Annotated in this window: 21 protein-coding genes; 8 read left to right on the top strand and 13 right to left on the bottom strand. The window is 71.5% G+C overall.

The features are described 5' to 3' along the window. Window positions 1-35 precede the first annotated feature (35 nt). Together OG917_RS23305 and OG917_RS23300 are read left to right on the top strand one after the other, a co-directional pair. Complete coding sequence (locus tag OG917_RS23305; RefSeq protein ID WP_328319560.1) at window positions 36-2393, top strand: ribonucleoside-diphosphate reductase subunit alpha; 2358 nt, start codon at window positions 36-38, stop codon at window positions 2391-2393. Beyond that, entirely contained in the window at window positions 2393-3418 is a 1026-nt protein-coding gene (locus OG917_RS23300) for a ribonucleotide-diphosphate reductase subunit beta (protein ID WP_328319559.1), read from the top strand. Before OG917_RS23305 ends, OG917_RS23300 begins: the two co-directional genes overlap by 1 nt. 98 nt (window positions 3419-3516) lie before the next feature. Here OG917_RS23300 and OG917_RS23295 read toward each other — a convergent pair whose 3' ends face one another. Both OG917_RS23295 and OG917_RS23290 read right to left on the bottom strand, forming a co-directional pair. Beyond that, complete coding sequence (locus OG917_RS23295) at window positions 3517-4293, bottom strand: hypothetical protein (protein ID WP_328319558.1); 777 nt, start codon at window positions 4291-4293, stop codon at window positions 3517-3519. Window positions 4294-4367: 74 nt separating this feature from the next. Next, window positions 4368-4598: a hypothetical protein gene (locus OG917_RS23290; RefSeq protein ID WP_328319557.1), complete on the bottom strand. Its 231-nt coding sequence runs from the start codon at window positions 4596-4598 to the stop codon at window positions 4368-4370. An 82-nt stretch (window positions 4599-4680) separates the two neighbouring features. Between OG917_RS23290 and OG917_RS23285 the strand changes: the two genes are divergently transcribed. Beyond that, complete coding sequence (locus OG917_RS23285; RefSeq protein ID WP_328319556.1) at window positions 4681-5658, top strand: helix-turn-helix domain-containing protein; 978 nt, start codon at window positions 4681-4683, stop codon at window positions 5656-5658. Between the two features lie 143 nt (window positions 5659-5801). Beyond that, on the top strand, window positions 5802-7706 hold the full coding sequence (locus OG917_RS23280; RefSeq protein WP_328319555.1) for a family 20 glycosylhydrolase: 1905 nt from the start codon (window positions 5802-5804) through the stop codon (window positions 7704-7706). Here the strand turns inward: OG917_RS23280 and def are convergent. The 8 genes from def to OG917_RS23240 all read right to left on the bottom strand — a co-directional run bounded on the left by def (window position 7682) and on the right by OG917_RS23240 (window position 15117). After that, a complete protein-coding gene (def, locus tag OG917_RS23275; RefSeq protein ID WP_328319554.1) occupies window positions 7682-8311 on the bottom strand; it encodes a peptide deformylase in 630 nt (209 codons plus the stop codon). The genes OG917_RS23280 and def overlap by 25 nt on opposite strands. Window positions 8312-8387: 76 nt before the next feature. Continuing rightward, window positions 8388-9371, bottom strand: coding sequence for a tetratricopeptide repeat protein (locus tag OG917_RS23270; RefSeq protein WP_328319553.1), 984 nt, complete (start codon window positions 9369-9371; stop codon window positions 8388-8390). A 153-nt stretch (window positions 9372-9524) separates the two neighbouring features. Further along, complete coding sequence (locus tag OG917_RS23265; protein WP_443059008.1) at window positions 9525-10817, bottom strand: HD-GYP domain-containing protein; 1293 nt, start codon at window positions 10815-10817, stop codon at window positions 9525-9527. After that, entirely contained in the window at window positions 10814-12130 is a 1317-nt protein-coding gene (locus OG917_RS23260; RefSeq protein WP_328319552.1) for an HD-GYP domain-containing protein, read from the bottom strand. The genes OG917_RS23265 and OG917_RS23260 overlap by 4 nt, the downstream gene beginning before the upstream one ends. Before the next feature lie 252 nt (window positions 12131-12382). Then, window positions 12383-12697, bottom strand: coding sequence for a mycothiol system anti-sigma-R factor (gene rsrA, locus OG917_RS23255; RefSeq protein WP_328319551.1), 315 nt, complete (start codon window positions 12695-12697; stop codon window positions 12383-12385). Beyond that, the gene (locus tag OG917_RS23250) at window positions 12694-13350 is read right to left on the bottom strand and encodes a sigma-70 family RNA polymerase sigma factor (protein WP_328319550.1); all 657 of its coding nucleotides are present in this window, start codon (window positions 13348-13350) and stop codon (window positions 12694-12696) included. Before OG917_RS23250 ends, rsrA begins: the two co-directional genes overlap by 4 nt. A gap of 245 nt (window positions 13351-13595) precedes the next feature. Further along, the gene (locus OG917_RS23245) at window positions 13596-14249 is read right to left on the bottom strand and encodes an alpha/beta hydrolase family protein (RefSeq protein WP_328322098.1); all 654 of its coding nucleotides are present in this window, start codon (window positions 14247-14249) and stop codon (window positions 13596-13598) included. Window positions 14250-14262: 13 nt separating this feature from the next. Then, window positions 14263-15117 carry an SOS response-associated peptidase gene (locus OG917_RS23240; protein ID WP_328319549.1) on the bottom strand — a complete coding sequence of 285 codons (855 nt, stop codon included), beginning with the start codon at window positions 15115-15117 and terminating at the stop codon, window positions 14263-14265. A gap of 49 nt (window positions 15118-15166) precedes the next feature. Between OG917_RS23240 and OG917_RS23235 the strand changes: the two genes are divergently transcribed. The 4 genes from OG917_RS23235 to OG917_RS23220 all read left to right on the top strand — a co-directional run bounded on the left by OG917_RS23235 (window position 15167) and on the right by OG917_RS23220 (window position 18686). Further along, window positions 15167-15853 carry a M50 family metallopeptidase gene (locus OG917_RS23235; protein WP_328319548.1) on the top strand — a complete coding sequence of 229 codons (687 nt, stop codon included), beginning with the start codon at window positions 15167-15169 and terminating at the stop codon, window positions 15851-15853. A gap of 45 nt (window positions 15854-15898) precedes the next feature. Then, entirely contained in the window at window positions 15899-17239 is a 1341-nt protein-coding gene (gene aroA, locus OG917_RS23230) for a 3-phosphoshikimate 1-carboxyvinyltransferase (RefSeq protein ID WP_328319547.1), read from the top strand. A 4-nt stretch (window positions 17240-17243) separates the two neighbouring features. Continuing rightward, window positions 17244-18254, top strand: coding sequence for a ribosome small subunit-dependent GTPase A (gene rsgA / locus OG917_RS23225; RefSeq protein WP_328319546.1), 1011 nt, complete (start codon window positions 17244-17246; stop codon window positions 18252-18254). Window positions 18255-18362: 108 nt separating this feature from the next. Then, window positions 18363-18686: a DMT family transporter gene (locus OG917_RS23220; RefSeq protein WP_328319545.1), complete on the top strand. Its 324-nt coding sequence runs from the start codon at window positions 18363-18365 to the stop codon at window positions 18684-18686. 120 nt (window positions 18687-18806) lie between these two features. Here OG917_RS23220 and OG917_RS23215 read toward each other — a convergent pair whose 3' ends face one another. The 3 genes from OG917_RS23215 to OG917_RS23205 are packed head-to-tail and all read right to left on the bottom strand — an operon-like array spanning window position 18807 to window position 22791. Further along, on the bottom strand, window positions 18807-20861 hold the full coding sequence (locus OG917_RS23215) for an ABC transporter ATP-binding protein (protein ID WP_328319544.1): 2055 nt from the start codon (window positions 20859-20861) through the stop codon (window positions 18807-18809). Continuing rightward, the gene (locus tag OG917_RS23210; protein WP_328319543.1) at window positions 20858-21793 is read right to left on the bottom strand and encodes an ABC transporter permease; all 936 of its coding nucleotides are present in this window, start codon (window positions 21791-21793) and stop codon (window positions 20858-20860) included. Before OG917_RS23210 ends, OG917_RS23215 begins: the two co-directional genes overlap by 4 nt. Before the next feature lie 14 nt (window positions 21794-21807). Then, a complete protein-coding gene (locus OG917_RS23205) occupies window positions 21808-22791 on the bottom strand; it encodes an ABC transporter permease (RefSeq protein WP_328319542.1) in 984 nt (327 codons plus the stop codon). Window positions 22792-23007: the final 216 nt, after the last annotated feature.

The following is a 23007-nucleotide window of genomic DNA, read 5'->3' as shown; positions in this document are numbered from 1 at the left end:
CCCGCCGGCCCCAGCCGAGCGAGGGAGAGCGCACCGTGACCATCGCGCCCACCGCACCTGTCTCCGAGCAGGTGGCGGATGCCCCGGGAACCGTACTGCTGCGGACCCTGACCGACCTCACCGCCGATCTCACCGACACCGACCCCGGCCGGGTCGCCGCCGCCGCCCTGCGCGGGCGCAACGCCGCGTCGGACGAGGCCGAGTTGCGGGAGCTCGCCACCGAGGCGGCCGCGGGTCTCATCTCCGAGGACCCCGCGTACTCGCGGCTGGCCGCGCGGCTGCTGACCCGCACCATCGCGGACGAGGCGGCGGGGCAGGGCGCGGTGTCGTTCTCCTCATCGGTCGCCGCCGGACACCGTGAGGGCCTGATCGCCGACCGTACGGCCGCCTTCGTGCGGCTCCACGCGGAGCGGCTCGACGCGGCCATCGACACCGGGGCCGACGACCGCTTCGGGTACTTCGGGCTGCGCACCCTCTACAGCCGCTACCTGCTGCGCCACCCGATCACCCGCCAGGTCGTCGAGACCCCCCAGCACTTCATGCTCCGGGTCGCCTGCGGTCTGGCCACCGACGAATCGGCCGGCGCCCTGGACGAGGTGACCGCGCTCTACGCGCTGATGAGCCGCCTCGACTACCTGCCCTCCTCCCCCACCCTCTTCAACTCGGGCACCAGGCACCCGCAGATGTCCTCCTGCTATCTGCTGGATTCCCCGCTCGACCAGCTGGACTCGATCTACGGGCGCTACCACGAGGTGGCCCGCCTCTCGAAGCACGCGGGCGGCATCGGCCTCTCGTACTCCCGTATCCGCTCCCGCGGTTCACTGATCCGGGGCACCAACGGGCACTCCAACGGCATCGTGCCCTTCCTCAAGACCCTCGACGCCTCGGTCGCCGCGGTGAACCAGGGCGGCAGGCGCAAGGGCGCCGCCGCCGTCTACCTGGAGACCTGGCACTCGGACATCGAGGAGTTCCTGGAGCTGCGCGACAACACCGGCGAGGACGCCCGGCGCACCCACAACCTCAACCTGGCCCACTGGGTGCCCGACGAGTTCATGCGCCGGGTCGACGCGGACGGCACGTGGTCGCTGTTCTCCCCGTCCGACGTGCCCGAGCTGACCGACCTGTGGGGCGACGACTTCGACGCCGCGTACCGCGAGGCCGAGGCCGGAGGGCTGGCCAGGAAGACCATCCCCGCGCGGGAGCTGTACGGGCGGATGATGCGTACCCTCGCCCAGACCGGCCAGGGGTGGATGACCTTCAAGGACGCGTCGAACCGTACGGCCAACCAGACGGCGGAGCCCGGCTCGGTCGTGCACTCGTCGAATCTCTGCACCGAGATCCTCGAAGTGACGGACGACGGCGAGACCGCGGTCTGCAACCTGGGCTCGGTCAACGTCGGCGCGTTCGTCTCGGGCGACTCCCTCGACTGGGAGCGCCTGGACGCGACCGTCCGCACCGCTGTCACCTTCCTCGACCGGGTCGTGGACATCAACTTCTACCCGACCGAGCAGGCAGGCCGCTCCAACGCCAAGTGGCGTCCGGTGGGCCTGGGCCTCATGGGGCTCCAGGACGTCTTCTTCCAGCTGCGGCTGCCCTTCGACTCCCCCGAGGCCAGGGCGCTCTCCACCCGGATCTCCGAGCGCATCATGCTGGCCGCCTACGAGGCGTCCTGCGACCTCGCCGAGAGCAACGGCCCGCTGCCGGCCTGGGAGCGGACCCGCGCGGCGCGCGGTGTGCTGCACCCCGACCACTACGCGACCGAGCCGGCCTGGCCGGAGCGCTGGGCGGCGCTGCGCGCCAGGATCGCGAAGACCGGTATGCGCAACTCGCTGCTGCTCGCCATCGCGCCGACCGCCACCATCGCCTCGATCGCCGGGGTGTACGAGTGCATCGAGCCGCAGGTCTCCAACCTCTTCAAGCGCGAGACTCTGTCGGGTGAGTTCCTCCAGGTCAACGCGTACTTGGTGAACGAGCTCAAGCAGCTCGGCGTCTGGGACGCGCAGTCCCGCGAGGCGCTGCGCGAGGCCAGCGGTTCGGTGCAGGGCTTCAGCTGGATCCCCGAGGAGGTCCGGGCGCTGTACCGCACGGCGTGGGAGATCCCGCAGCGCGGCCTGATCGACATGGCCGCGGCCCGCACCCCGTACATCGACCAGAGCCAGTCGCTGAACCTCTTCCTGGAGACGCCGACCATCGGCAAGCTCTCCTCGATGTACGCGTACGCCTGGAAGCAGGGCATCAAGACCACGTACTACCTGCGCTCCCGCCCGGCGACGCGCATCGCGCGGGCGGCGCGCTCCGCCACCGTCCCCGCCCAGCAGGCCCCGGCCGCCGCGGACGCGGACGCCATCGCCTGCTCCCTTGAGAACCCCGAGTCCTGCGAGGCCTGCCAGTGATGAGCACCGATTCCCAGAAGTCCGAGAAGAACCTGCTCGACCCGGGCTTCGAGCTGACCCTGCGTCCGATGCGCTACCCGGACTTCTACGAGCGCTACCGCGACGCGATCAAGAACACCTGGACGGTCGAGGAGGTCGACCTCCACTCGGACGTCACCGACCTGGGCAAGCTCTCGCCGGGTGAGCAGCACATGATCGGCCGGCTGGTCGCGTTCTTCGCGACGGGCGACTCGATCGTCTCCAACAACCTGGTGCTGACGCTCTACAAGCACATCAACTCCCCCGAGGCGCGGCTGTACCTCTCCCGCCAGCTCTTCGAGGAGGCCGTGCACGTCCAGTTCTACCTGACGCTGCTCGACACCTATCTGCCCGATCCGGAGGACCGCGCGGCGGCCTTCGACGCGGTCGAGGAGATCCCCTCCATCCGGGAGAAGGCGCAGTTCTGCTTCCGGTGGATGGACTCGGTCGAGAAGATCGACCAGCTGGAGACGCAGGCGGACCGCCGCCGCTTCCTGCTGAACCTGATCTGCTTCGCCGCGTGCATCGAGGGGCTGTTCTTCTACGGGGCCTTCGCGTACGTGTACTGGTTCCGCTCGCGGGGGCTGCTGCACGGCCTGGCGACCGGCACCAACTGGGTGTTCCGTGACGAGACGATGCACATGAACTTCGCGTTCGAGGTGGTCGACACGGTTCGCAAGGAGGAGCCCGAGCTCTTCGACGACGCGCTGCGGCAGCAGGTCACCGACATGATGCGCGAAGCGGTGGAGGCGGAGCTGCAGTTCGGCCGGGACCTGTGCGGCGAAGGGCTGCCGGGGATGAACACCGAGTCGATGCGCGAGTACCTCCAGTGCGTCGCCGACCAGCGGCTGACCCGGCTGGGCTTCGCGCCGGTGTACGGCTCGGAGAACCCGTTCTCCTTCATGGAGCTGCAGGGCGTGCAGGAGCTGACGAACTTCTTCGAGCGGCGCCCCTCCGCCTACCAGGTCGCGGTCGAGGGCTCGGTCTCCTTCGACGACGACTTCTAGGAGAGCCGGGGCCGTTCCAGGAGTGTTCAGGGCCGTCGGGTGGCGCGTCCGCGGCGTACGCGGGCGCGCCACCCGGCTGTCCGGCTGCCTTCCGGCCGCTAACGCAGTGCCACGGTGTCACCGGCGGAGGTGATCGCCATGGTCGTGTGCGTGCCGGGGAAGTTCCAGCGCCAGGTGCCCGGCGCGGTCGCCGTGACCGTGGTGCTCAGGGTGCCCGTGGAGCTGGTCCTCACCGTCTTGACCGTGGTGTACGCGGACGCCCCGGCCTTCTTGAACTCCAGCCGCACGTTCTGCTTCGTGTAGCCGTGATACTTCAGGTCGCTCCAGTCGGCCCGCGCGAGCTTGCCCCTGACCGTGAGCCTGCCGCCCTTGGCGACGGGCTCGGGGGTGGCGTCGGTCGTGAGGGTCGAGGCGCGCTTGAAGTCGAAGTGCGCGAGGTCGTCGTGGATCCAGTAGTCGCCGTCCCTGGCCTGGACGGTGGCGTTGACCTGCCAGGTCCCCGCGAGTGCGTTGGGGTCGATGTCCACCGACGACTTGAACCCGGCCGGGTGCTCCTCGAAGACCGCGGTGCAGACCGACGTGGTGCTGGTCGACTTGTGGCAGCTGTTGCCCGTCCAGTCCCCGGGTCCGTACCCGTTCTTGGCGTTGAAGACGCTGACGTGGCTGAGGCCCTTCACGCCGGAGTTGTCCCGGACCGTGAAGGTGACCGGGAAGGTCTTGACGTCGTGCACCCCCACGATGACGTTGCCCCCGTTGTTCACCACCGTCTTCGTGACCCGGATGTCCCCCTTGCCCTCGGCGTGAGCCGCCGGAGCCCCCAGTACCGCCAGAGCCACGGCACCGGATGCCGTGCTCCACAGCGCAGTTCTGCGCATGTCCCCTCCTTGGTGATCTTCTGACGGAGGCGAGCGTAAGCGAGTTCGCGCGGTGGCGTCGCCGGGCCGGGGGCTCAGCGGGCGGGGCGGGTCAGGGCGGGGCGGCGGCTCCCGTCCTGCCGGAGTGCCGGGCGCGGGCGGGGCGGCAGCGGTGCGGGGCCTTCCGCCGTACTGGGGCCGGTGTCCGGTGCACGCCGGGCGAGCGCGCGGTCGATACGGCGCTCGTGGGCGTACCAGATCAGCGAGGGCAGGGCCAGGATGACGGAGACGGCGAGGACGGTCAGGTAGTCCAGGAAGGTGTTCATGCCGTCCACTGTGGCGCCGGTGGCTGCGGAAAGTCAGTGGCAGGACTGACATGCGACGTCGAATTACTGCCACACTTGGTCCATGCTGAAAAACGTCGTCGCGGTCCTGATGGACGGAGTCCACCCCTTCGAACTCGGCGTGGTCTGCGAGGTGTTCGGGCTCGACCGGAGCGATGAGGGGCTGCCGGTCTACGACTTCGCGGTGGCGTCGGCCGAGGGGCCGGTACTGCGGACGCACGCCGGATTCACCCTGCGCACCGAGCACGGCCTGGAGCGGCTGGAGGAGGCCGACCTGATCGCGGTTCCTGCCGCCGAGTCGCGGGGGGACCGGGGCTATCCGCCCGCGCTCCTCGCAGCGCTGCGGCGGGCGGTGGACCGTGGCGCCCGGGTCCTCAGCGTCTGCTCCGGTGTCTTCGTGCTCGGCGCCGCGGGGCTGCTCGACGGCCGCCGCTGCGCCGCGCACTGGCGCCACGCGGAGGAGCTGGCCCGGGCCTTCCCGCTGGCCCTGGTGGAGCCCGACGTGCTGTACGTGGACGAGGGGCCGGTGATCACATCGGCGGGCACCGCCGCCGGCATCGACGCCTGTCTGCACATCATCCGCAAGGAACACGGCCCGCACATCGCGAACAGGATCGCCCGGCGCATGGTGGTTCCGCCCCACCGCGACGGCGGCCAGGCCCAGTTCGTCGAACGCGCGGTGAGCCCCGAGCGGGCGGACAGCGTCGCCGGTGTCCTCGGCTGGATGGAGCAGCATCTGGACGAGGAGCAGACGGTGGAGCAGCTGGCGGCCCGGGCCCTGATGTCACCGCGCACCTTCGCCCGCCGCTTCCAGCAGGAGACGGGGACGACGCCGTACCGCTGGCTGCTGCGGCAACGGGTACTGCTGGCACAGGAGTTGCTGGAGGCGTCGGACGAGACGGTGGACGCGATCGCGGGGCGGGTCGGCTTCGGTACCGGCGCCGGGCTGCGCCACCACTTCCTCCGCACACTCGGTACCACCCCGAACGCCTACCGGCGCGCGTTCCGCGGACCGGCCGCCGCTCTCCCGGGCGCGTCCTGAGGCCTGGCCGTACGCATGGCCAGCCATCCGATGTCACACGTCAGTTTTGTCCAACAACAGGGGCGTCCTACCCATGGACATGCCATCCGGTTGCCATAAAGATCGGGGCACCAGTCTACGGAAGGACAAAAACGATCATGCGGATGGCGAGCCGACAGAGGGTGGCCGCGGCGGTGGTCGCGGCACTGTGCGCCGCGGTGCTGCCCGTGCAGAGCGCGGCGGCCGGGGAGACGACCGGCGGCGGCGCACCGCCCGCGGTGCTGCCCGCACTGAGCGCGTGGCACGGTGAGGCAGGCAGCTTCACGCTGACCGACCGCGCACGCATCGTGCCGCAGGGGGCGGACCACCGTACCGAGAGCGATACCCGGCGTTTCGCCGGCGAGCTGACTGGCCACCACCGGGTCACCCATGGCGGAGCCAGGAACGGCGACGTCGTCCTCGCGGAGAAGCCGTCCCTCAGGGACCGGTTGGGCAGTGAGGGCTACCGCATATCCGTGGGTGAGCGGGTGACCGTCACCGCGGCCACCTCCACCGGCGTCTTCTACGGCACCCGGACGGTCCTCCAGCTCCTGAACGACGACAGCCGGGCGGCCCGCGGCTCCGCCACCGACATCCCCGCCTACCGCGAACGCGGTGTCGGCGTCTGCGCCTGCTACATCCACGTCTCCGTCCCGTGGTTCGAGCGGCTGATGAAGGACATGGCGTCGCAGAAGCTCAACCAGCTCTGGATCGAGGCCAAGGTCAAGAGCGATGTCGACCCGAGGACCGCCTTCTGGGGCTACTACACCAAGACCGAGGTCCGCCAACTGGCCGCGCTGGCCGCGAAGTACCACATCGAGCTGGTCCCCGAGATCAACTCCCCCGGTCACATCGACCCCTATCTGAAGAACCATCCCGAGCTCCAGCTCAAGGACAAGAACGGGGTGCCGTCCCCGACCCGGCTGGACATCTCCCAGCCGGCGGCGCTGACGTACTACACCTCACTGGTCGACGAGGCGCTGAAGGCCTGGGGCGCCAGGCAGTGGCACATGGGCGCGGACGAGTACATGATCGGCTCCGCGTACCCCGACTACCCGCAGCTGCAGACCGAGGCGGTGAAGCGGTTCGGCGCGGGAGCGACCCCGGACGACCTCTTCACCGACTTCATCAACCAGGTCAATGCCCATGTGAAGGCGGGCGGGCACCCGCTGCGCATCTGGAACGACGGGCTGACCGGCAAGAACTCGGTCGTCCCGCTCGACCGTGACGTCACCGTCGAGCACTGGACCAGCGGCGGCACCATGGAGACGCCGTCCCAGCTGCTCGCCGAGGGCCGTCCCGTGATGAACTCCGCGTACTCGCTCTATCTCGTGCGCGGCGGCTACACGACCGAGACGCAGCGGCTGTACGACAGCAACTGGACCCCCCTGGAGTTCGAGGGCCAGACCCTGGCGTCGAAGCCCGCGAACCTGACGGGTGCGAAGATCTCCCTCTGGCCGGACAGTGCGGCGGCCGAGACCGAGAACGAGGTCGAGGCGAAGACCTTCATGCCGCTGCGGTTCATCGCTCAGGCGACCTGGGGCGGCCCGAAGCCGAGCCCGACGTACGCCGGTTTCGAGGCACTGGCGAAGAAGATCGGGCATGCGCCGGGCTGGTCGGACACCGACCGCACGCCGGTCGCCGACGGCACCTACGAGCTGACGGCCGGGGACCACAGGACGCTGGCCCCGGCGGCCGGTTCGGACGTGGTGTTCGGCACGGACCCCGCAGCGGCCTGGACGCTGAAGGCCACGGACGACGGGTACTACACCCTGACATCGGCCACCACCGGCCAGTGCCTGGAGGACGACCGGGGCGAGCTGCACACCGGGGCTCCGCTCGAAGTGGGCTCGGAGCTCTCGGTGAACACCTGCTCGGGCGGCTCGCGCACCCAGCGCTGGCAGCTGGAGCGCACCGGCGGCCGTCTGCTGATCCGCAACGCCATCTCCCAGCTCGCCATCGGCGAACGGGCGTCGGACGGTGCGGCGGTCCAGGCGCTGCGCGGTCAGACGTTCGGCACGGTCTCGTAGCGCGGCGTGCCCTCTTCCATCTGGCGGAGCGCGTCCTTGCGGTCGCGCTTCGACAGACGGTCGATGTACAGGTAGCCGTACAGGTGGTCGGTCTCGTGCTGGAGGCAGCGGGCGAAGTAGCCGGTGCCACGCACCTTCACCTGGTTGCCCTCCGCGTCCTGGCCGGTGACCTCCGCGTAGTCCGGGCGGGCCAGCTCGGCGTAGGCGGTCGGGACGGAGAGGCAGCCCTCGTTGGACTCGTCGAGGTGGCGGCGGTCCGCCGGGGTCTCGGTGAGCACCGGGTTGCAGACGGCACCGACGTGGCGCCTGCCGTCGTCGTCGAGGCAGTCGTAGACGAAGACCTTCAGGTCGACACCGATCTGGTTCGCGGCCAGGCCCACGCCCTCGGCGGCCTTCTGGCTGGCGAACATGTCGTCGATCAGCCGGCCGAGCTCGGCGTCGAACGACGTGACGTTCTTGCACTCCCGGTGGAGCACCGGGTTGCCCACGACGGTGATGGGACGGGCGGTGCCGCGGGCGCGGTGCGCTTCCTCGCGCTCCTCGCAGTCCTCGGTGTCCACGACGAAACCGTCATTGACCTGCTGGTCCGTCTGCTGCTGCGCCATGTCCGCCGTACGCCTTCCTCAAAAACCCGGATCGATCCCGTACAGCTTAGACCGAACGGGAATCCCGGGAGCGGGCTCAGCAGACCTCTTCGAGGTCCCGCCACTCCCTGCTGTCCGGGCTGTCGGCGACCCATCCGTCGAGCAGGCCGCGCACCAGGCCCGCCGGGGCGGCTATCCCGCACTCGCGCTCGGCGACCCAGAGCCCGCCCGCCGTGCGGTGGCCGAGCGGACCGGGGTGGCCGGGCTCACTGTGGTCGTGCGGGTCCGGGGGTTGCTCGCCGCCGCCCTCGTCGCTCTCCATCGGCGACTCGGAGCAGGCACGGCAGAGCAGCCGCACCGAGGACGACCAGTCCTCGGCGGCGAATCCGGCGTCGGCCGCCAGCTGCTCCAGCGCGTCCCGGTCCGACTCGGTCGCCGCCTCCAGCAGCACCACCCAGGTCGGCACGGGTGACGGCGCCCACAGCTCGATCTCGTCGAACACCGGGTAGGAGGGTCCGGCGGCCGTGACGCGCTCGCCGTTCGGGACGCCGTCGTGCAGGACGACCTCGCCCCAGCGCCTGCCGGACGACGGCAGCGGGATGGAGAGCACCTCGATCCGGGCGGGGTCGAGCCTGCGGCCCCAGACCACCTCGGCCTCGCCCTCGGGGGAGAGCCGCACGGCGGCGGAGCCCAGCTCCATACCGACCGGTTCGCTGCTGGCCGCGGGCTCGCCCGGGACCCGCAGCCCGTACGCCTGCCAGGCCCTGCGGGCCAGTGGCCAGTCCTGCAGGGCGGTGGCGGCGATCCCGACGTTCCACCAGTCCGGGGCGCCCGCCTCACGGTCCAGGAGCGCCACGGCGCGCAGCCCGGCCGTCCTGGCCCGGTCCCAGTCGTGCCGGAACTTGTGCAGCAGGGCCAGATTGAACCAGGACTCGGAGAGCCACGGTTCGAGATCGGCCGCGCGGGTGAGCAGCGCCCCGGCATCGTCGTACCGACCGTCGCCGATCAGCGTGAACGCGCGGTCCGTGGCCTGCCGCCAGGATGCGGAGGGCCGATGCCGTACCTTCCCGAAGATCCTCACGATTCCCGCCTGCCGGTCGCTGAAAAGACTCTGCTTCCCGGGCTCCGAATCCCCCGGACACCCTCTCTTCGCATCCAACCATGCTCAGTCGGAGCGGCGCTCATTACCCACTGGTTACCCGCTCGGGGGCCCGGTTCACGCCCCGGGGTACCGTCAGGCGCCACCGCCCCGGGAGAGCACCCGGGCGAGGGCTTCCACGACTTCCGGCTGGTAGTCGTGGCCAGTGCCCAGGCGCAGCCGCTCCAGTGCGCCCAGCGGCCGGCCCGCGCCCCGCTCCTCTTCATTTTCCCCCGCCAGGTCCGCGTACGCATTGACGGCCCGGACAATCCGGGCGGTGAGCGGTTGCTCGCGGTACGGGTCCGCCTGGCGCTCCACGATGACGGCGACCTTCACGCCGACCCCGGTCTGCCGGACCACGGCGCCGCCCAGGAGCGCGATCCGGCGCTGTTCGCCGGGTGCCAGCGGCGCGGTGGCGCCGCCCGGCACCGGGTCGACCAGGGAGAGCTGGCCGATGTCGTGCATCAGGGCCGCGTACTCCAGGACGGTCAGCGCAGGTTCGGACAGCCCCAGCTCCCGGCCGACGGCGCGGCTGAGCGCGGCGACCCTGCGCGCGTGGCCGTGCGGGGTGTATCCGGCGATCTCGGTGGCGCGGGCGAGCGAGGTGATGGTCTGCCGGCAGGTCGTACGGACCAGCGCGTGGCGGCGCAGGGAGAGTTGGGTGAGCAGCAGCGGAACGGAGAAGAACGGGAGCGCCCACAGCCCGGCGACCGCGACGCCGAGCGCCATCACGACACCGGTGGCACACACGGCCGGGCCGATCCCCGCGAGTGCGCGCAGCTCTTCGCGGAGCAGCGGCCCCATGGGGGCTCCCCTGCTCCCGCGGGACCCGGGGGAGCCCGGGGAGGGGTGGCGGGCGCGGGCGTGCGCCAGCGCGGCGGCCAGGACCGCGTCGCACAGGGCGCTGAGGCCGAGCAGGAGCAGCAGCACGACCGCGTACGAGGGGCCGCGCACCGCCCAGGCCGCTGTCCGGCCGGCCCCGCACAGCGGCTGGAAGCAGACGGCGGCGAAGGTGACGGTGAGCACCCGGCGGGCCAGCTGGTCGGCGGTGGGACCACGGCCGCGCGCGACGTGCGGCGCGGTGCCGGCGAGCGTGCCGGCGAGGACGACGGCGATGACCTGGGGGACGCCGTGGACCGTCGGATGGCCGCCGTTCTGGCCGAGCAGGGCGTAGGCGAGCGCTCCGGCAGCGCCCAGCGGGGCGGGTTCGCGCTCGTTGCCCGGGCCGGTGCGGCGGGTGAGCTCGCCGGCCGCGACGAGCATCCCGAAGGCGAGCGCGGTGTCCGCGTCGCCGACGCCGTGCCAGAGGGTCCCGCCGAGTCCGGCCAGGGCGGCCAGGGCGGCCGCGCCGTGGACGAGGCGCACGGCGCGGGGTGTGCGGGCGCTCACGCGGGGTGCTCCAGGTCGGCGGGCGCGGTCCTGGCGGACGGGAGGGGGCCTGGCGGACGGCTGCCGGGTTCGTCGGCGGTGACGGCCGGGTGCCAGCCGTACCGGTCGAGCGCGCGGACGAACGCCTGGACCATCAGGGGGTCGAACTGCGTCCCGGCGCACCGCGACAGCTCCTGCAGGGCGGCTTCGACGGGCCGGGCCCGGCGGTAGGAGCGGGTGGACGTCATGGCGTCGAAGGCGTCCGCGATGGCGACGACCCGGGCGAACTCGGGGATCTGCTCCCCGGAGAGCCCGTACGGGTAGCCGGAGCCGTCGAGCCGTTCGTGGTGGTGGAGGATGGCGGCCCTCGCCTCGCCGAGGAAGCCGATGCCGCGGACCATCTCGTGCCCGTACTCGGGGTGCAGCTCGATGACGCGGCGCTCGTCTGGCGTCAGCGGCCCGTCCTTGCGCAGCAGTCTGGTGGGCACGCCGAGCTTGCCGACGTCGTGCAGGATCCCGGCGAAGCGCAGGGCCTCCAGGCGGTCACCGGCCATCCCCAGCTCCCCCGCGATCATCGCCGATGCCTGGCCGACGCGTTCGCTGTGGCCGCGGGTGTACCGGTCCTTGATGTCGACGGCCTGGACCAGCGCCCTGATGGTGGCCCGGTGGGCGGCGCGTTCACGGTGGTACTGCGCGAAGACCCAGCCGGAGATGGACATGGGCAGCAGGACGAAGAGAGCGGCGGTCGGCCCGTAGGGGCTGCGCCACAGGACGGCCATCATGAGTCCGGCCGACCCGTGCACGGCGTACGGGGCGAGTGAGCGCAGCAGCGCGTCCCCTGCCGTGCGCACGGGCAGCCGCTCGGCGGTGACCCGGACGCAGCCGTCCAGTGCGGTCACGGCCAGACAGAAGGCCAGGGTGGCGGCGAGGGCGGGCAGCAGCGCGCAGGGCAGGCCGGGCGGCCGTCGTGCGCCGCCGAAGAGCGCGGCCGCCTCGGCCGCGGCCCACACGGCGAGCGCCAGCTGCGCGGCGTGCCAGAGCCGCCGGACACCGTACGGGGGGTGCCCGGCGCTGCCGAGCAGCGCACCGGGCACGGCGGTGAGCGCCGCGGCGGCGGGCGGCAGGAGCAGGGCGGCGGCGAGGAGCACGGCGAAGAACGACCCGCTCTCCTGTGCCCTGCGGGCAGGCAGCTCGCACCCCGCGTACACCGCGGCGAGCAGGGCGACAGCCGCCCACGGTGTGCCGGGGCCGGTGACGGCGGGCAGCACGCACCCGGCGGCGCCCAGCAGCGCGCACAGGATGCAGACGCGTGCCCGCCGCGGCAGTGCCCGCATGGCGGCCTCCTCCCCCAGGGCCCGTACGGCTCGGGCGTCCGTACAGGTGGGGGAGAATAGGCCCGGCCGGGCCGCCGGGGGGCCGGTTCGGCGGATCGACAGCCCATCGGGTGACACGCGGGGCCGCGAACCGGGGGGGGCCGCACACGCCGGGACCGCGGCGCGCTGCGCGCCGCGGTCTGGGGTGGATGTGTGCCGGACGGCCGTGCGGACGGCGGCCCGGGTGCCGTCACCGGGAGGGACGGCGGACGGTCACTCCTTGGCCGCCGCCGGGCGGTCGGTGACCGTGATGTCCTGGTCGGGGACCTTCTGACCGGCCCGGATCAGGTCGATACGGCCCATGACCTTGGACCGGAGGTCCGCGGGTACGTCGTCACTGCCGCAGCAGCGCTTCACCAGTTTCTTGACGGCCTGTTCGAGCCCGTACTTCTCCAGGCACGGGGAGCACTCCTCGAAGTGCACCTCGAACTTGGTGCAGTCGTTGTCCGGCATCTCGTGGTCGAGGAACTCGTAGAGATGGTCCAGGACCTCGGAGCAGTCCGTTTCGTGCGGCTCTCCGCAGCTCATGAGCCCGAACCTTTCGCTTCGTTCGACTCTCCGGCGCCGGCGGGGACCAGACCGCGGTCGCGGGCGTAGTCCTCCAGCATGCCGCGCAGCTGACGGCGGCCCCGGTGCAGGCGGGACATGACCGTCCCGATGGGTGTCCCCATGATGTCTGCGATCTCCTTGTACGCAAAGCCCTCGACATCGGCGAGATACACCGCGATGCGGAACTCCTCGGGGATCGCCTGGAGAGCGGACTTCACATCCGAGTCGGGCAGGTGGTCGAGCGCCTGCGACTCGGCGGAGCGCAGACCGGTGGACATGTGCGACTCGGCTCGTGCGAGCTGCCAGTCCTCGATCTCCTCGGCGGCACTGCGCTGGGGCTCGCGCTGCTTCTTGCGGTACGAGTTGATGAACGTGTTCGTGAGGATGCGGTACATCCACGCCTTGAGGTTGGTCCCCTCGCGGAACTGGTGGAACGAGCCGTACGCCTTGGCATACGTCTCCTGCACCAGGTCCTCGGCATCGGCCGGATTGCGCGTCATGCGCAGCGCGGCCGAGTACATCTGGTCGAGGTAGCCGAGGGCATCCCGCTCGAAGCGCGCATTGCGCTCCGCGGCCGTCTCTTCCGGATGGCCGTCTTCGGTCCCTGTGTCGGTCCCAGTGACCGGACCCACCTCCCTCAACGCCGTGGCGGATCCGAATGCGGACCCACTCGAATCGGAGGATAGACGACGATCCGGTCCGCCCGCCGCCCGGGAAGAAGCGCTCCGGTCTGCCGGAAGCACAGTCCACTCCAGCTCAGCGGCGTGCGGGCGGCGCGGGCAGATGGTCGAACCCATGCGACGGACTCCCTCTCCACGAACAAGCTTCTGTGTACCGGTGCCCAGCACCGATGTTCCCCACAACAGCGTTCCGTGACTCAGCATTCCCGCAGGCGTACGGCCCACCCGGCCACGGCGTCGGTGAGGGTCCGCAACGCCTGTTCCTGGCCGGTCGCCGCCCGCTTCGGCACGGCGAAGCCGTGGTCGGCGTCCGCGACCTCCACCAGCTCGAAGTCCCCGGCGGGGAAATCGGCGGCGCCCGGGAACTCGGCAGGTTTGCCGAACGGGTCCTTGCCGCCCTGTACGACCAGAGTGCTGACCCCGGCCCCGGTCAGCTCCTTCTGCCGGGACTTCTCCGGCTTCCCCGGAGGGTGCAGCGGGAAGCTGAGCGCCAGGACCCCGCGGGCGCCCAGCTCCCCCGCGGTCCGGCAGGCCACCCTGGCCCCGGCGCTGCGCCCGCCGGCCACCACGGGGAGCCCGGGCCTGCGCAGCGCGGGCCAGACCGCGCGCCACCCGGTGTCCAGGGTCTTCGGCGCGGGCGCGACCTTCCGGCCCGCGACCCGCCAGGGCTGCTCCACGAGCGCGACGCCCACCCCGAGCGGCGGCAGCGCGGCGGCCAGCGCCCGGAGGTCGCGCGCCTCGATACCGCCGCCGGCGCCATGGCCCAGGGCGATCACCAGGTGGGGCCGGGCTGCGGGGTGCCAGGTGATGCGGGCTTCACCGGCGGGGGTGTCGACACTCTCCACGATCATGCTCTGAGTCACATCAGAAGAGTGTGCCCTCCTCGGGGCCCTCCAGGGCGGTCAGCAGCTCCGGGCCGTTGTTGCGGACATTACTGACCGCCGTCGGCACGGGGTACGCCCGTACGAGTCCGGCGGGCGGCGGCTCCAGCAGGGGGGCCAGCTGCGCCGGGTCGGTGTGCGCGGGGTCCAGCCAGTCGTCCCAGTGGCCGGGGGTCAGGACCAGCGGCATCCGGGGATGGATCGCGGCCAGCGACCGCGGGCCGCCTTCGTCGCCCTCGGTCCTTCCGGCGCCCTGCCCCGCCGGGGCGTCCTGGCCGGCGAGCGGCGTGGTCTCCGCCTCGGTCGTCAGGATCGTGCAGGTCGCCCACCACGCCTGCGGGTGGTCCCCGGGGAGCGCCGGGTCCCGCCAGAACTCGTACAGACCGGCGAAGGCCATCACCGAACCGTCGGCGGGTGTGACGAAGTAGGGCTGCTTCCTGGCCCGCTTCTTCTTGCCCTCGACCTCCAGGAGGCGCTCGTCCGGCGCGGTCATCCACTCGTAGTAGCCGTCGGCAGGGACGAGGCAGCGGCGCGCGGCGAAGGCCCGGCGGAAGGCCGGCTTCTCCTGGACCGTCTCCGCCCGTGCGTTGATCATCCGGGCGGCGCTCTCGGGGGTCTTCGCCCAGGACGGCACGAGTCCCCACCGCAGATTCCGCAGCTGCCGAACCGGACGGCGCGAAGCGGCGTCTTTCAGTGGACGCTCCAGTACGGCCTGGACCGTCTTCGTCGGCGCCACGTTCCAGTCGGGGACCACCGTCTCCGCGGGGTCCCCCTTCTCCGTCCCGAAGACCTCTGCGAGATCCTCGGGTCCACGACTCGCTGCAAACCGTCCGCACATATTTGCCAGACTGCCACGACCGTCAACTGCCGAGGAGCCCCTTCCCCCCATGGACCGCGTCTTCGCCACCCAGTCCGACCCCGACCAGTGGCTGGTGATCGTCACCGGCGCCGTCGCACTGCTCGCGGTCCTCCCGCACCGCATATGGCGGCTCACCCGCAACGCCGTCACCATCGCCCACGAGGGCGGCCACGGACTGATCGCCCTGCTCTCCGGGCGCCGCCTCGACGGCATCCGGCTGCACTCCGACACCAGCGGCCTGACCGTCAGCCGCGGGAAGCCGTCCGGGCCCGGCATGGTCCTCACCGCGGGCGCCGGGTACACCGCACCGCCGCTGCTGGGGCTCGGCGGAGCCTGGCTGCTCGCCGCCGACCACATCACGCTCTTCCTCTGGGCCGCCTGCGTCCTCCTCCTGGCGATGCTCGTGATGATCCGCAACGCGTACGGGGCCCTCACGGTGATCCTCACGGGTGCCGCCTTCGTCCTGATCTCCTGGCTGACCAGCGCCGAGGTCCAGGCGGCCTTCGCGTACACGGCGGTCTGGTTCCTGCTGATCGGCGGGGTGCGCCCGGCCTTCGAGCTCCAGCGCAAGCGGACGCACGGCCACGCGGGCGACTCGGACGCCGACCAGCTCGGCCGGCTCACCCATGTCCCGCCGGTGGTGTGGCTGCTGCTCTTCCACGTCGTCTCGCTCTGCTCACTCATCGGCGGCGGGCGCTGGCTGCTGGGTCTGTGAGCCGGGCCGCGCCCCGGCCCCCCGGCCATCAGTAAAGTGAGGGCCATGACCGAAAGTTCCGTGCACACCGCTCACTGGCCCGCCCCGTACGCGTCAGGAGCCGTCGACGCGACGGTGACCGTGCCCGGATCGAAGTCCGTCACCAACCGCGGTCTCGTGCTCGCCGCCCTGGCCGCAGAACCGGGCTGGCTGCGCCGCCCGCTGCGCTCCCGCGACACGCTCCTGATGGCCGATGCCCTGCGGGCGCTGGGCGTCCGTATCGAGGAGACCGTCTCGTCCAGCTCCGCAGCGGTGAGCGCGACGGGCGGCACCGGTGAGGCCTGGCGGGTCATCCCCGCGGGGCTGCACGGCCCGGCCACCGTCGACGTGGGCAACGCCGGGACGGTCATGCGCTTCCTGCCGCCGGTCGCCGCGCTCGCCGACGGCCCCGTCCGCTTCGACGGCGACCCCAGGTCGTACGAGCGTCCGCTGCACGGCGTCGTGGACGCGCTGCGCGCGCTCGGTACCCGGATCGACGACGAGGGGCGCGGGGCGCTCCCGCTGACGGTGCACGGCAGCGGGGCGCTCGACGGCGGCCGGGTCGAGATCGACGCTTCGTCCTCGTCGCAGTTCATCTCGGCGCTGCTGCTGTCGGCGCCGCGCTTCAACCAGGGCGTCGAGGTCCGGCACACCGGCGCCACGCTGCCCTCGCTGCCGCACATCCGGATGACCGTGGACATGCTGCGCGCGGTCGGCGCCCAGGTGGACGAGCCGGAGACGGGCGGCGAGCCGAATGTCTGGCGGGTCTCCCCCAGCGCCCTGCTGGGGCGGGACCTGACCGTCGAGCCCGACCTCTCCAACGCCCAGCCGTTCCTGGCGGCCGCCCTCGTCACCGGCGGCCGGGTCACCATCCCCGACTGGCCCGCGCGGACCACCCAGCCGGGGGACGCGCTGCGGGAGATCTTCACCGCGATGGGTGGCGGCTGCGCCCTCACCGAGCACGGCCTGGAGTTCACCGGGACCGGACGGATCCACGGCATCGACGTGGATCTGAGCGAGGTCGGCGAGCTCACCCCGGGCATCGCGGCCGTCGCGGCGCTCGCCGACTCACCGTCCACGCTGCGCGGCGTGGCCCACCTGCGGCTGCACGAGACGGACCGGCTGGCCGCGCTGACCGCCGAGATCAACGGTCTCGGCGGTGACGTCAGCGAGACCGAGGACGGACTGCGGATCCGCCCGCGCCCGCTGCACGGCGGCGTCTTCCACACCTACGACGACCACCGCATGGCCACGGCCGGTTCGGTCATCGGGCTCGCCGTCGACGGCGTACAGATCGAGAATGTGGCGACAACCGCCAAAACACTCCCCGATTTCACTGAGATGTGGACCGAAATGCTCAAGGCCTGACGCGATGCGCCGATACGGCAAGAACCCCGACGAGGACGACATCCGCGTCCGCCCCAACCCCAAGGGCAACCGCCCCCGTACGAACATCCGCCCCAAGCACGAGGAAGCCGCCGAGGGCATGGTCCTCACGGTCGACCGCGGCCGGCTCACGTGCCTGGTCGACGGCCGCGCCGTGACCGCGATGAAGGCCCGCGAGCTGGGCCGCAAAGCCGCCGTGGTGGGCGACCGCGTCATGATCGTCGGCGATCTCTCCGGCGCCAAGGACACCCTGGCGCGCATCGTGCGCATCCAGCCGCGGAAGTCGGTGCTGCGCCGCACGGCCGACGACGACGACCCGTTCGAGCGGGTGGTCGTCGCCAACGCCGACCAGCTGGCGATCGTCACCGCCCTGGCCGACCCCGAGCCGCGCCCCCGCATGATCGACCGCTGTCTGGTGGCCGCGTACGACGGCGGGCTCTCCCCCCTGCTGGTCCTCACCAAGTCCGACCTCGCCTCGCCGGACGAGCTGCTCGCCTCCTATGTGCCGCTCGACATCCCGTACGTCGTGACCAGCCGCGACGAACTGGCCAAGGGTGAGGCGGCCGACCGGGTCAGGGACTTCCTGAACGACAAGGTCACCGCGTTCGTCGGCCACTCGGGCGTCGGGAAGACGACTCTGGTCAACGCGCTGGTGCCACAGGACCGGCGGCGCAGTACCGGTCATGTCAACGCGGTCACCGGCCGGGGCAGGCACACCACGACCTCGGCGCTGGCCCTTCCGCTGCCCGGCGATCGCGGCTGGGTCGTCGACACCCCGGGGGTGCGCTCCTTCGGACTGCACCATGTGGACCCCTCGCGGGTGATCCTCGCCTTCCCCGATCTTGTACCGGGCACGGAGGAGTGCCCTCGCGGCTGCAGTCACGACGAGCCGGAGTGCGCGCTGGACGCCTGGGTGGCCGGGGGGCACGCCGATCCTGCGCGGCTGGACTCGCTGCGCCGGCTGCTGTCGACCCGGGAGCGGCGCGAGGGCGACTGATCCGCAGGTCTGCCGCCGCGCCGACCTGCCGGAATGCATAATCGCTCCCAGTGAGGCCGATCGGGCAGCACCGGACTGTCGGAGCGGTCACCTATGGGGAGGCACTGAATGGCCTGGCTGCTGGTCGTGGTCGCGGGACTCCTGGAGACCGGCTTCGCCGTGTGTCTCAAGCTCTCGCACGGATTCACCCGGCTCTGGCCGACGATCGCCTTCGCCTCGTTCGCGCTGGGCAGCTTCGGGCTGCTGACGCTCTCGCTGCGGAAGCTGGACGTGGGGCCTGCCTACGCCGTGTGGACCGGTATCGGCGCGGCAGGCACCGCCATCTACGGGATGGTTTTCCTCGGCGACATCGTCTCCACCCTCAAGCTCGTCTCGATCGGGCTGGTGATCGTGGGCGTGATCGGCCTGCAGATCTCCGGGTCGGCGCACTGACCCGCAGCGCACTGGCCCGGAGCGCCCCGCCCCCGGGAGCACACCGGCCCGGCCGTTCACCCGCCCTGAGCGCCCCGGGCCGGCGCAGACCGCGGACCGCGGACCGCGGACCGCAGCGGCTCACACCACCTCGCGTACCGCGGGGAAGTGACAGGCCGCCACATGGCCGGTGGCGTGCTCCTGATCCCGTGGCACCTCACTCTCGCAGCGGGTCCGCTCGTCCGCGCCGAGCCGCGCGTAGACGGGGCAGCGGGCCCGGAAGCGGCAGCCCTCGTAACGGTGGGTGGGGCTGGGCGGGTCGCCCGCCAGCAGGATCCGGGTGCGCTGCCGCTCGCGCTCACGCACCGGGTCGGGCAGCGGCACGGCGGAGAGCAACGCCTGCGTGTACGGGTGCCTGGGCCGTTCGAAGACCTCCCCGACCGCCCCGGACTCGACGGTGCGCCCGAGGTAGACGACGCTCACCCGGTCCGCGATGTGGCGTACGACCGACAGGTCGTGCGAGACGAAGAGGTAGGCGAGACCCAGCTCCGACTTGAGCCGCCGCAACAGGTTGAGGACACCCGCCTGGACGGACACGTCCAGCGCGGATACCGGCTCGTCGAGCACCAGCAGCTTCGGCCCGACCGACAGGGCGCGGGCGATCCCGATGCGCTGGCGCTGGCCGCCGGAGAACTCGTGCGGGAAGCGGCCGGCGTGCGCCGCTTCGAGGCCGACCTGTTCGAGCAGCCCGCAGACGCGTCCGGCCGCGGTCCTGCGGTCCATGCCCTGGGCGCGCAGCGGCTCGGTGACGATGTCACCGACCGTCATCCGCGGGTCGAGGCTGGCCATCGGGTCCTGGAAGACGATCTGCACCTGCCCGCGCAGCGCCCGTCGGGCGGCGGCGCCGAGCCCGTCCAGGGACTGCCCGAAGAGCTCGATCTCGCCGCCCTCGGGGCGGGCGAGGTTGAGCAGTTCGAAGAGCGTGGTGGACTTGCCCGAACCGGACTCCCCGACGAGTGCGAGGGTCTCGCCCCGGCGGATCCGCAGATCCACCCCGTCGACGGCGTGCACGGTCCCGACCCGCCGTTTGAAGGCACTCCCCTTCAGCACGGGGAAGGTCTTGACGAGGCCGCGCACGTTCAGCACGGTGTCGCCGCCGGTCCGTTCGGCCTCCGGGGCGTCCGCGGGATCCGCCGGCGGGATCTCCGGTACGGGGAACACGTCGAGCGGTCCGAGCCGCTTCTCCGCGATCTCGTCGGCGCGTACGCAGGCGACCGCGTGCCCGTCCACGGCCCGCAGCGGCGGCTCCTCCGTCAGACAGGGCTCCCCGGCCAGCGGGCAGCGCGGTGCGAAGGGGCAGCCGGGGCCCGTGCTCCCGGCCGCGGGCGGCGAGCCGGGGATCGGCACCAGCACCTCGCCCTCGGTGTCGAGCCGGGGCACCGCGCCGATCAGCCCCAGCGTGTACGGCATCCGGGGGCGCTCGAAGAGCTCTTCGGCGGGGGCGCTCTCCACGATCCGCCCCGCGTACATCACCGCCACCCGGTCCGCTGCGCCCGCGATCACCCCCAGGTCGTGGCTGACGAGGACCAGCGCCGCGCCGGTCTCGCGCTGCGCGGTGCGCAGCACGTCCAGCACCTGCGCCTGGATGGTGACGTCGAGAGCCGTGGTGGGCTCGTCGGCGAGGATCACGTCCGGGTCGTTCGCCATCGCCATCGCGATCATGGCGCGCTGGCGCATGCCGCCGGAGAACTCGTGCGGGTACGACTGCGCCCTGAGCGCGGGCTCCGGGATCCCGACGAGGTCGAGCAGTTCCACGGCGCGGGCCCTGGCCGTCTCGCGCGAGACGTCCTGATGGGCCCGGACCGCCTCGGCGATCTGGTCACCGATCCGGTAGACGGGGGTGAAGGCGGAGAGCGGGTCCTGGAAGACCATGCCGATCCGGCTGCCGCGTACGGCGGACAGCGCACGGTCGGACGCGCCGACGAGTTCCGTACCGTCGAGTCTCACCGATCCGCGTACGGCGGCGTTCCCGGGCAGCAGCCCGAGGACGGCGAGCGCGGTCGCGGACTTCCCGGACCCCGACTCGCCCACCAGGCCGAGCACTTCGCCCCGCCGGAGCGAGAAGCTCACCCCGCGGACCGCGGGGGCGCCGTCGAAATCGACCTCCAGGCCGCTCACTTCGAGTACCGAGGTCATCGCTTTGCCCCCTTGCGGCTGCGGCGCCGGCGCGAGGTCGGGTCCAGCGCGTCGCGCAGCCCGTCGCCCACCAGGTTCACCGCGAGTACGAAAATGATCAGAAGCCCGGCTGCGAAGAAGAACATCCAGGGATAGGTGACGGCCGCCCCCGTCGTCGAGGCGATGAGCGTGCCCAGCGAGACGTCGGGCGACTGGACACCGAACCCGAAGTACGACAGCGCGGTCTCGCTCATCACCGCACCGCCCACCGCGACGGTCGCGTCGATGATGAGGAACGAGGCGATGTTCGGCACCACATGGCGCCAGATGATCCGGAACGGCCCGACCCCCATGTACTGGGCCGCGCGGACGAATTCACGCTCCTTGAGCGAGAGCGTCATCGACCTGACCACTCGTGCGGTGATCATCCAGCCGAAGACGGCGAGCAGCCCGACGAAGGCGAACCAGCCGCCGTCCCGCAGCCGCGGCGAGATGATCGCGATGATCAGGAAGGACGGGAAGACCAGCAGCAGATCGACGAAGAACATCAGGATCCGGTCGGTCCAGCCGCCGAAGTACCCGGCGCAGGCGCCGGCCAGCGAGGCGAGGACGGTGGAGAACAGCGCCACCAGGAGACCGATCAGCAGGGACTTCTGCAGTCCGCGGATGGTCTGGGCGAAGACGTCCTGGCCGATGCGGTTGGTGCCCCACCAGTGCCGGGCACTCGGGGCCTCCCGCAGCGCGGTGTAGTCGATGTGGCTGTAGTCCCAGCGGCTGATCAGCGGGCCCGCGAAGGCCAGCAGGAAGAGCAGCAGCAGGAGGACGGCTCCGGTGAGCGCTCCCGGATTGCGTACGAAACGGCGCAGTACCACGGATGCGCGGCCGGCGGGGCGTATCGGCTCCGCACCCTGGCCTGCCGCGTCGGCGGCGGCGGTCTCTATGACAGCGGTCATGGTGTCCGTACTCCTCAGGCGTTCCGGATGCGCGGGTCGAGCGCGGCGTGCAGGACGTCCGCGAGGAAGCCGGAGAGCAGCACCAGCACGGCGGCGAACACATTGACGGCGACGACCGAGTTGACGTCGTTCTTGCCGATGGAGGAGACGAACCACTCGCCCATGCCGTGCCAGCCGAAGATCGTCTCGGTGAAGGTGGCGCCGGTGAACAGCGCGAGGAACCCGTAGCTGAAGTACGTCGACATGGGGATCAGCGCGGTCCGCAGCCCGTGTTTGACGAGAGCGGTGCGCCGGGTGAGGCCCTTGGCCTGGGCGGTGCGCAGATAGTCCGAACCGAGGACGTCGAGCATGGTGGAGCGCTGGTACCGGCTGTAACTGGCGATGGTGCCGAGCGCGATGGAGACGGTCGGCAGCAGCAGGTGCACCGACCGGTCCTTGAGTACGGCCAGAAAGCCGGAGTCCACACCGGGGGTCTTCTCACCGGTGAACTCGATGAAGTCGGTGCCGGTCTTCTGGTTGAACCAGATCGCGCCGATCTTCAGCAGCACCGCGAGCAGGAACACCGGTGTGGAGAGGAGCACGAAGGAGATCAGGGTCACCGTGCGGTCGGAGAGCCGGTACTGGCGGACTGCGGTCCAGGCGCCTGCGAGGACGCCGATGACCGTGCCGAGGATGCTGCCGAGCAGCAGCAGCCGCAGGCTGACCCCGATCCGGCGGCCGAACTCCGCGCCCACCGGGGTCCCGTCGATGGTCTGCCCCAGATCACCGCGCAGGGCGTGTCCGGCCCAGTGGGTGAAGCGGGTGAGCAGCGGCTGGTGGTCGTTGACGCCGAGCGCGGTGAGGTGGTGGTCGACGGAGCTGGGCGAGAGCGGCGGCTGGCGCCCCTCGTAGTACGCGCGCGGGTCCAGCGCGAGCGAGGCCAGCAGGTACGAGAGACAGATGGCGACAAGCAACAGGACGGCGTAGTAGCCGAGTCGCTTGGCCAGGAAGGCGGCCACGGGTGTTGGTCCTCCGCTGGGGTTCGGTCGCTGGGGATCGTGGTGGGATCACGGCCGCGGCAGGCCCCATCGGTGTCTGTGCCCGGTGTTGATCGTCAGGTATTGATCGGTCCGGCGCTGTTCATCGGGTGCTTTTCGTCGGCTTGTTGATCCAGTTTGACCATTGTTTGTTGCGCGCATGCAAAGAATGGATAACAGCATCACCGGAGCTCTCCC

Origin of the sequence: Streptomyces sp. NBC_00388, from assembly GCF_036061255.1 — a bacterium.
Lineage (GTDB): Bacteria > Actinomycetota > Actinomycetes > Streptomycetales > Streptomycetaceae > Streptomyces.
This window is presented reverse-complemented; position numbering and strand designations above follow the sequence as displayed.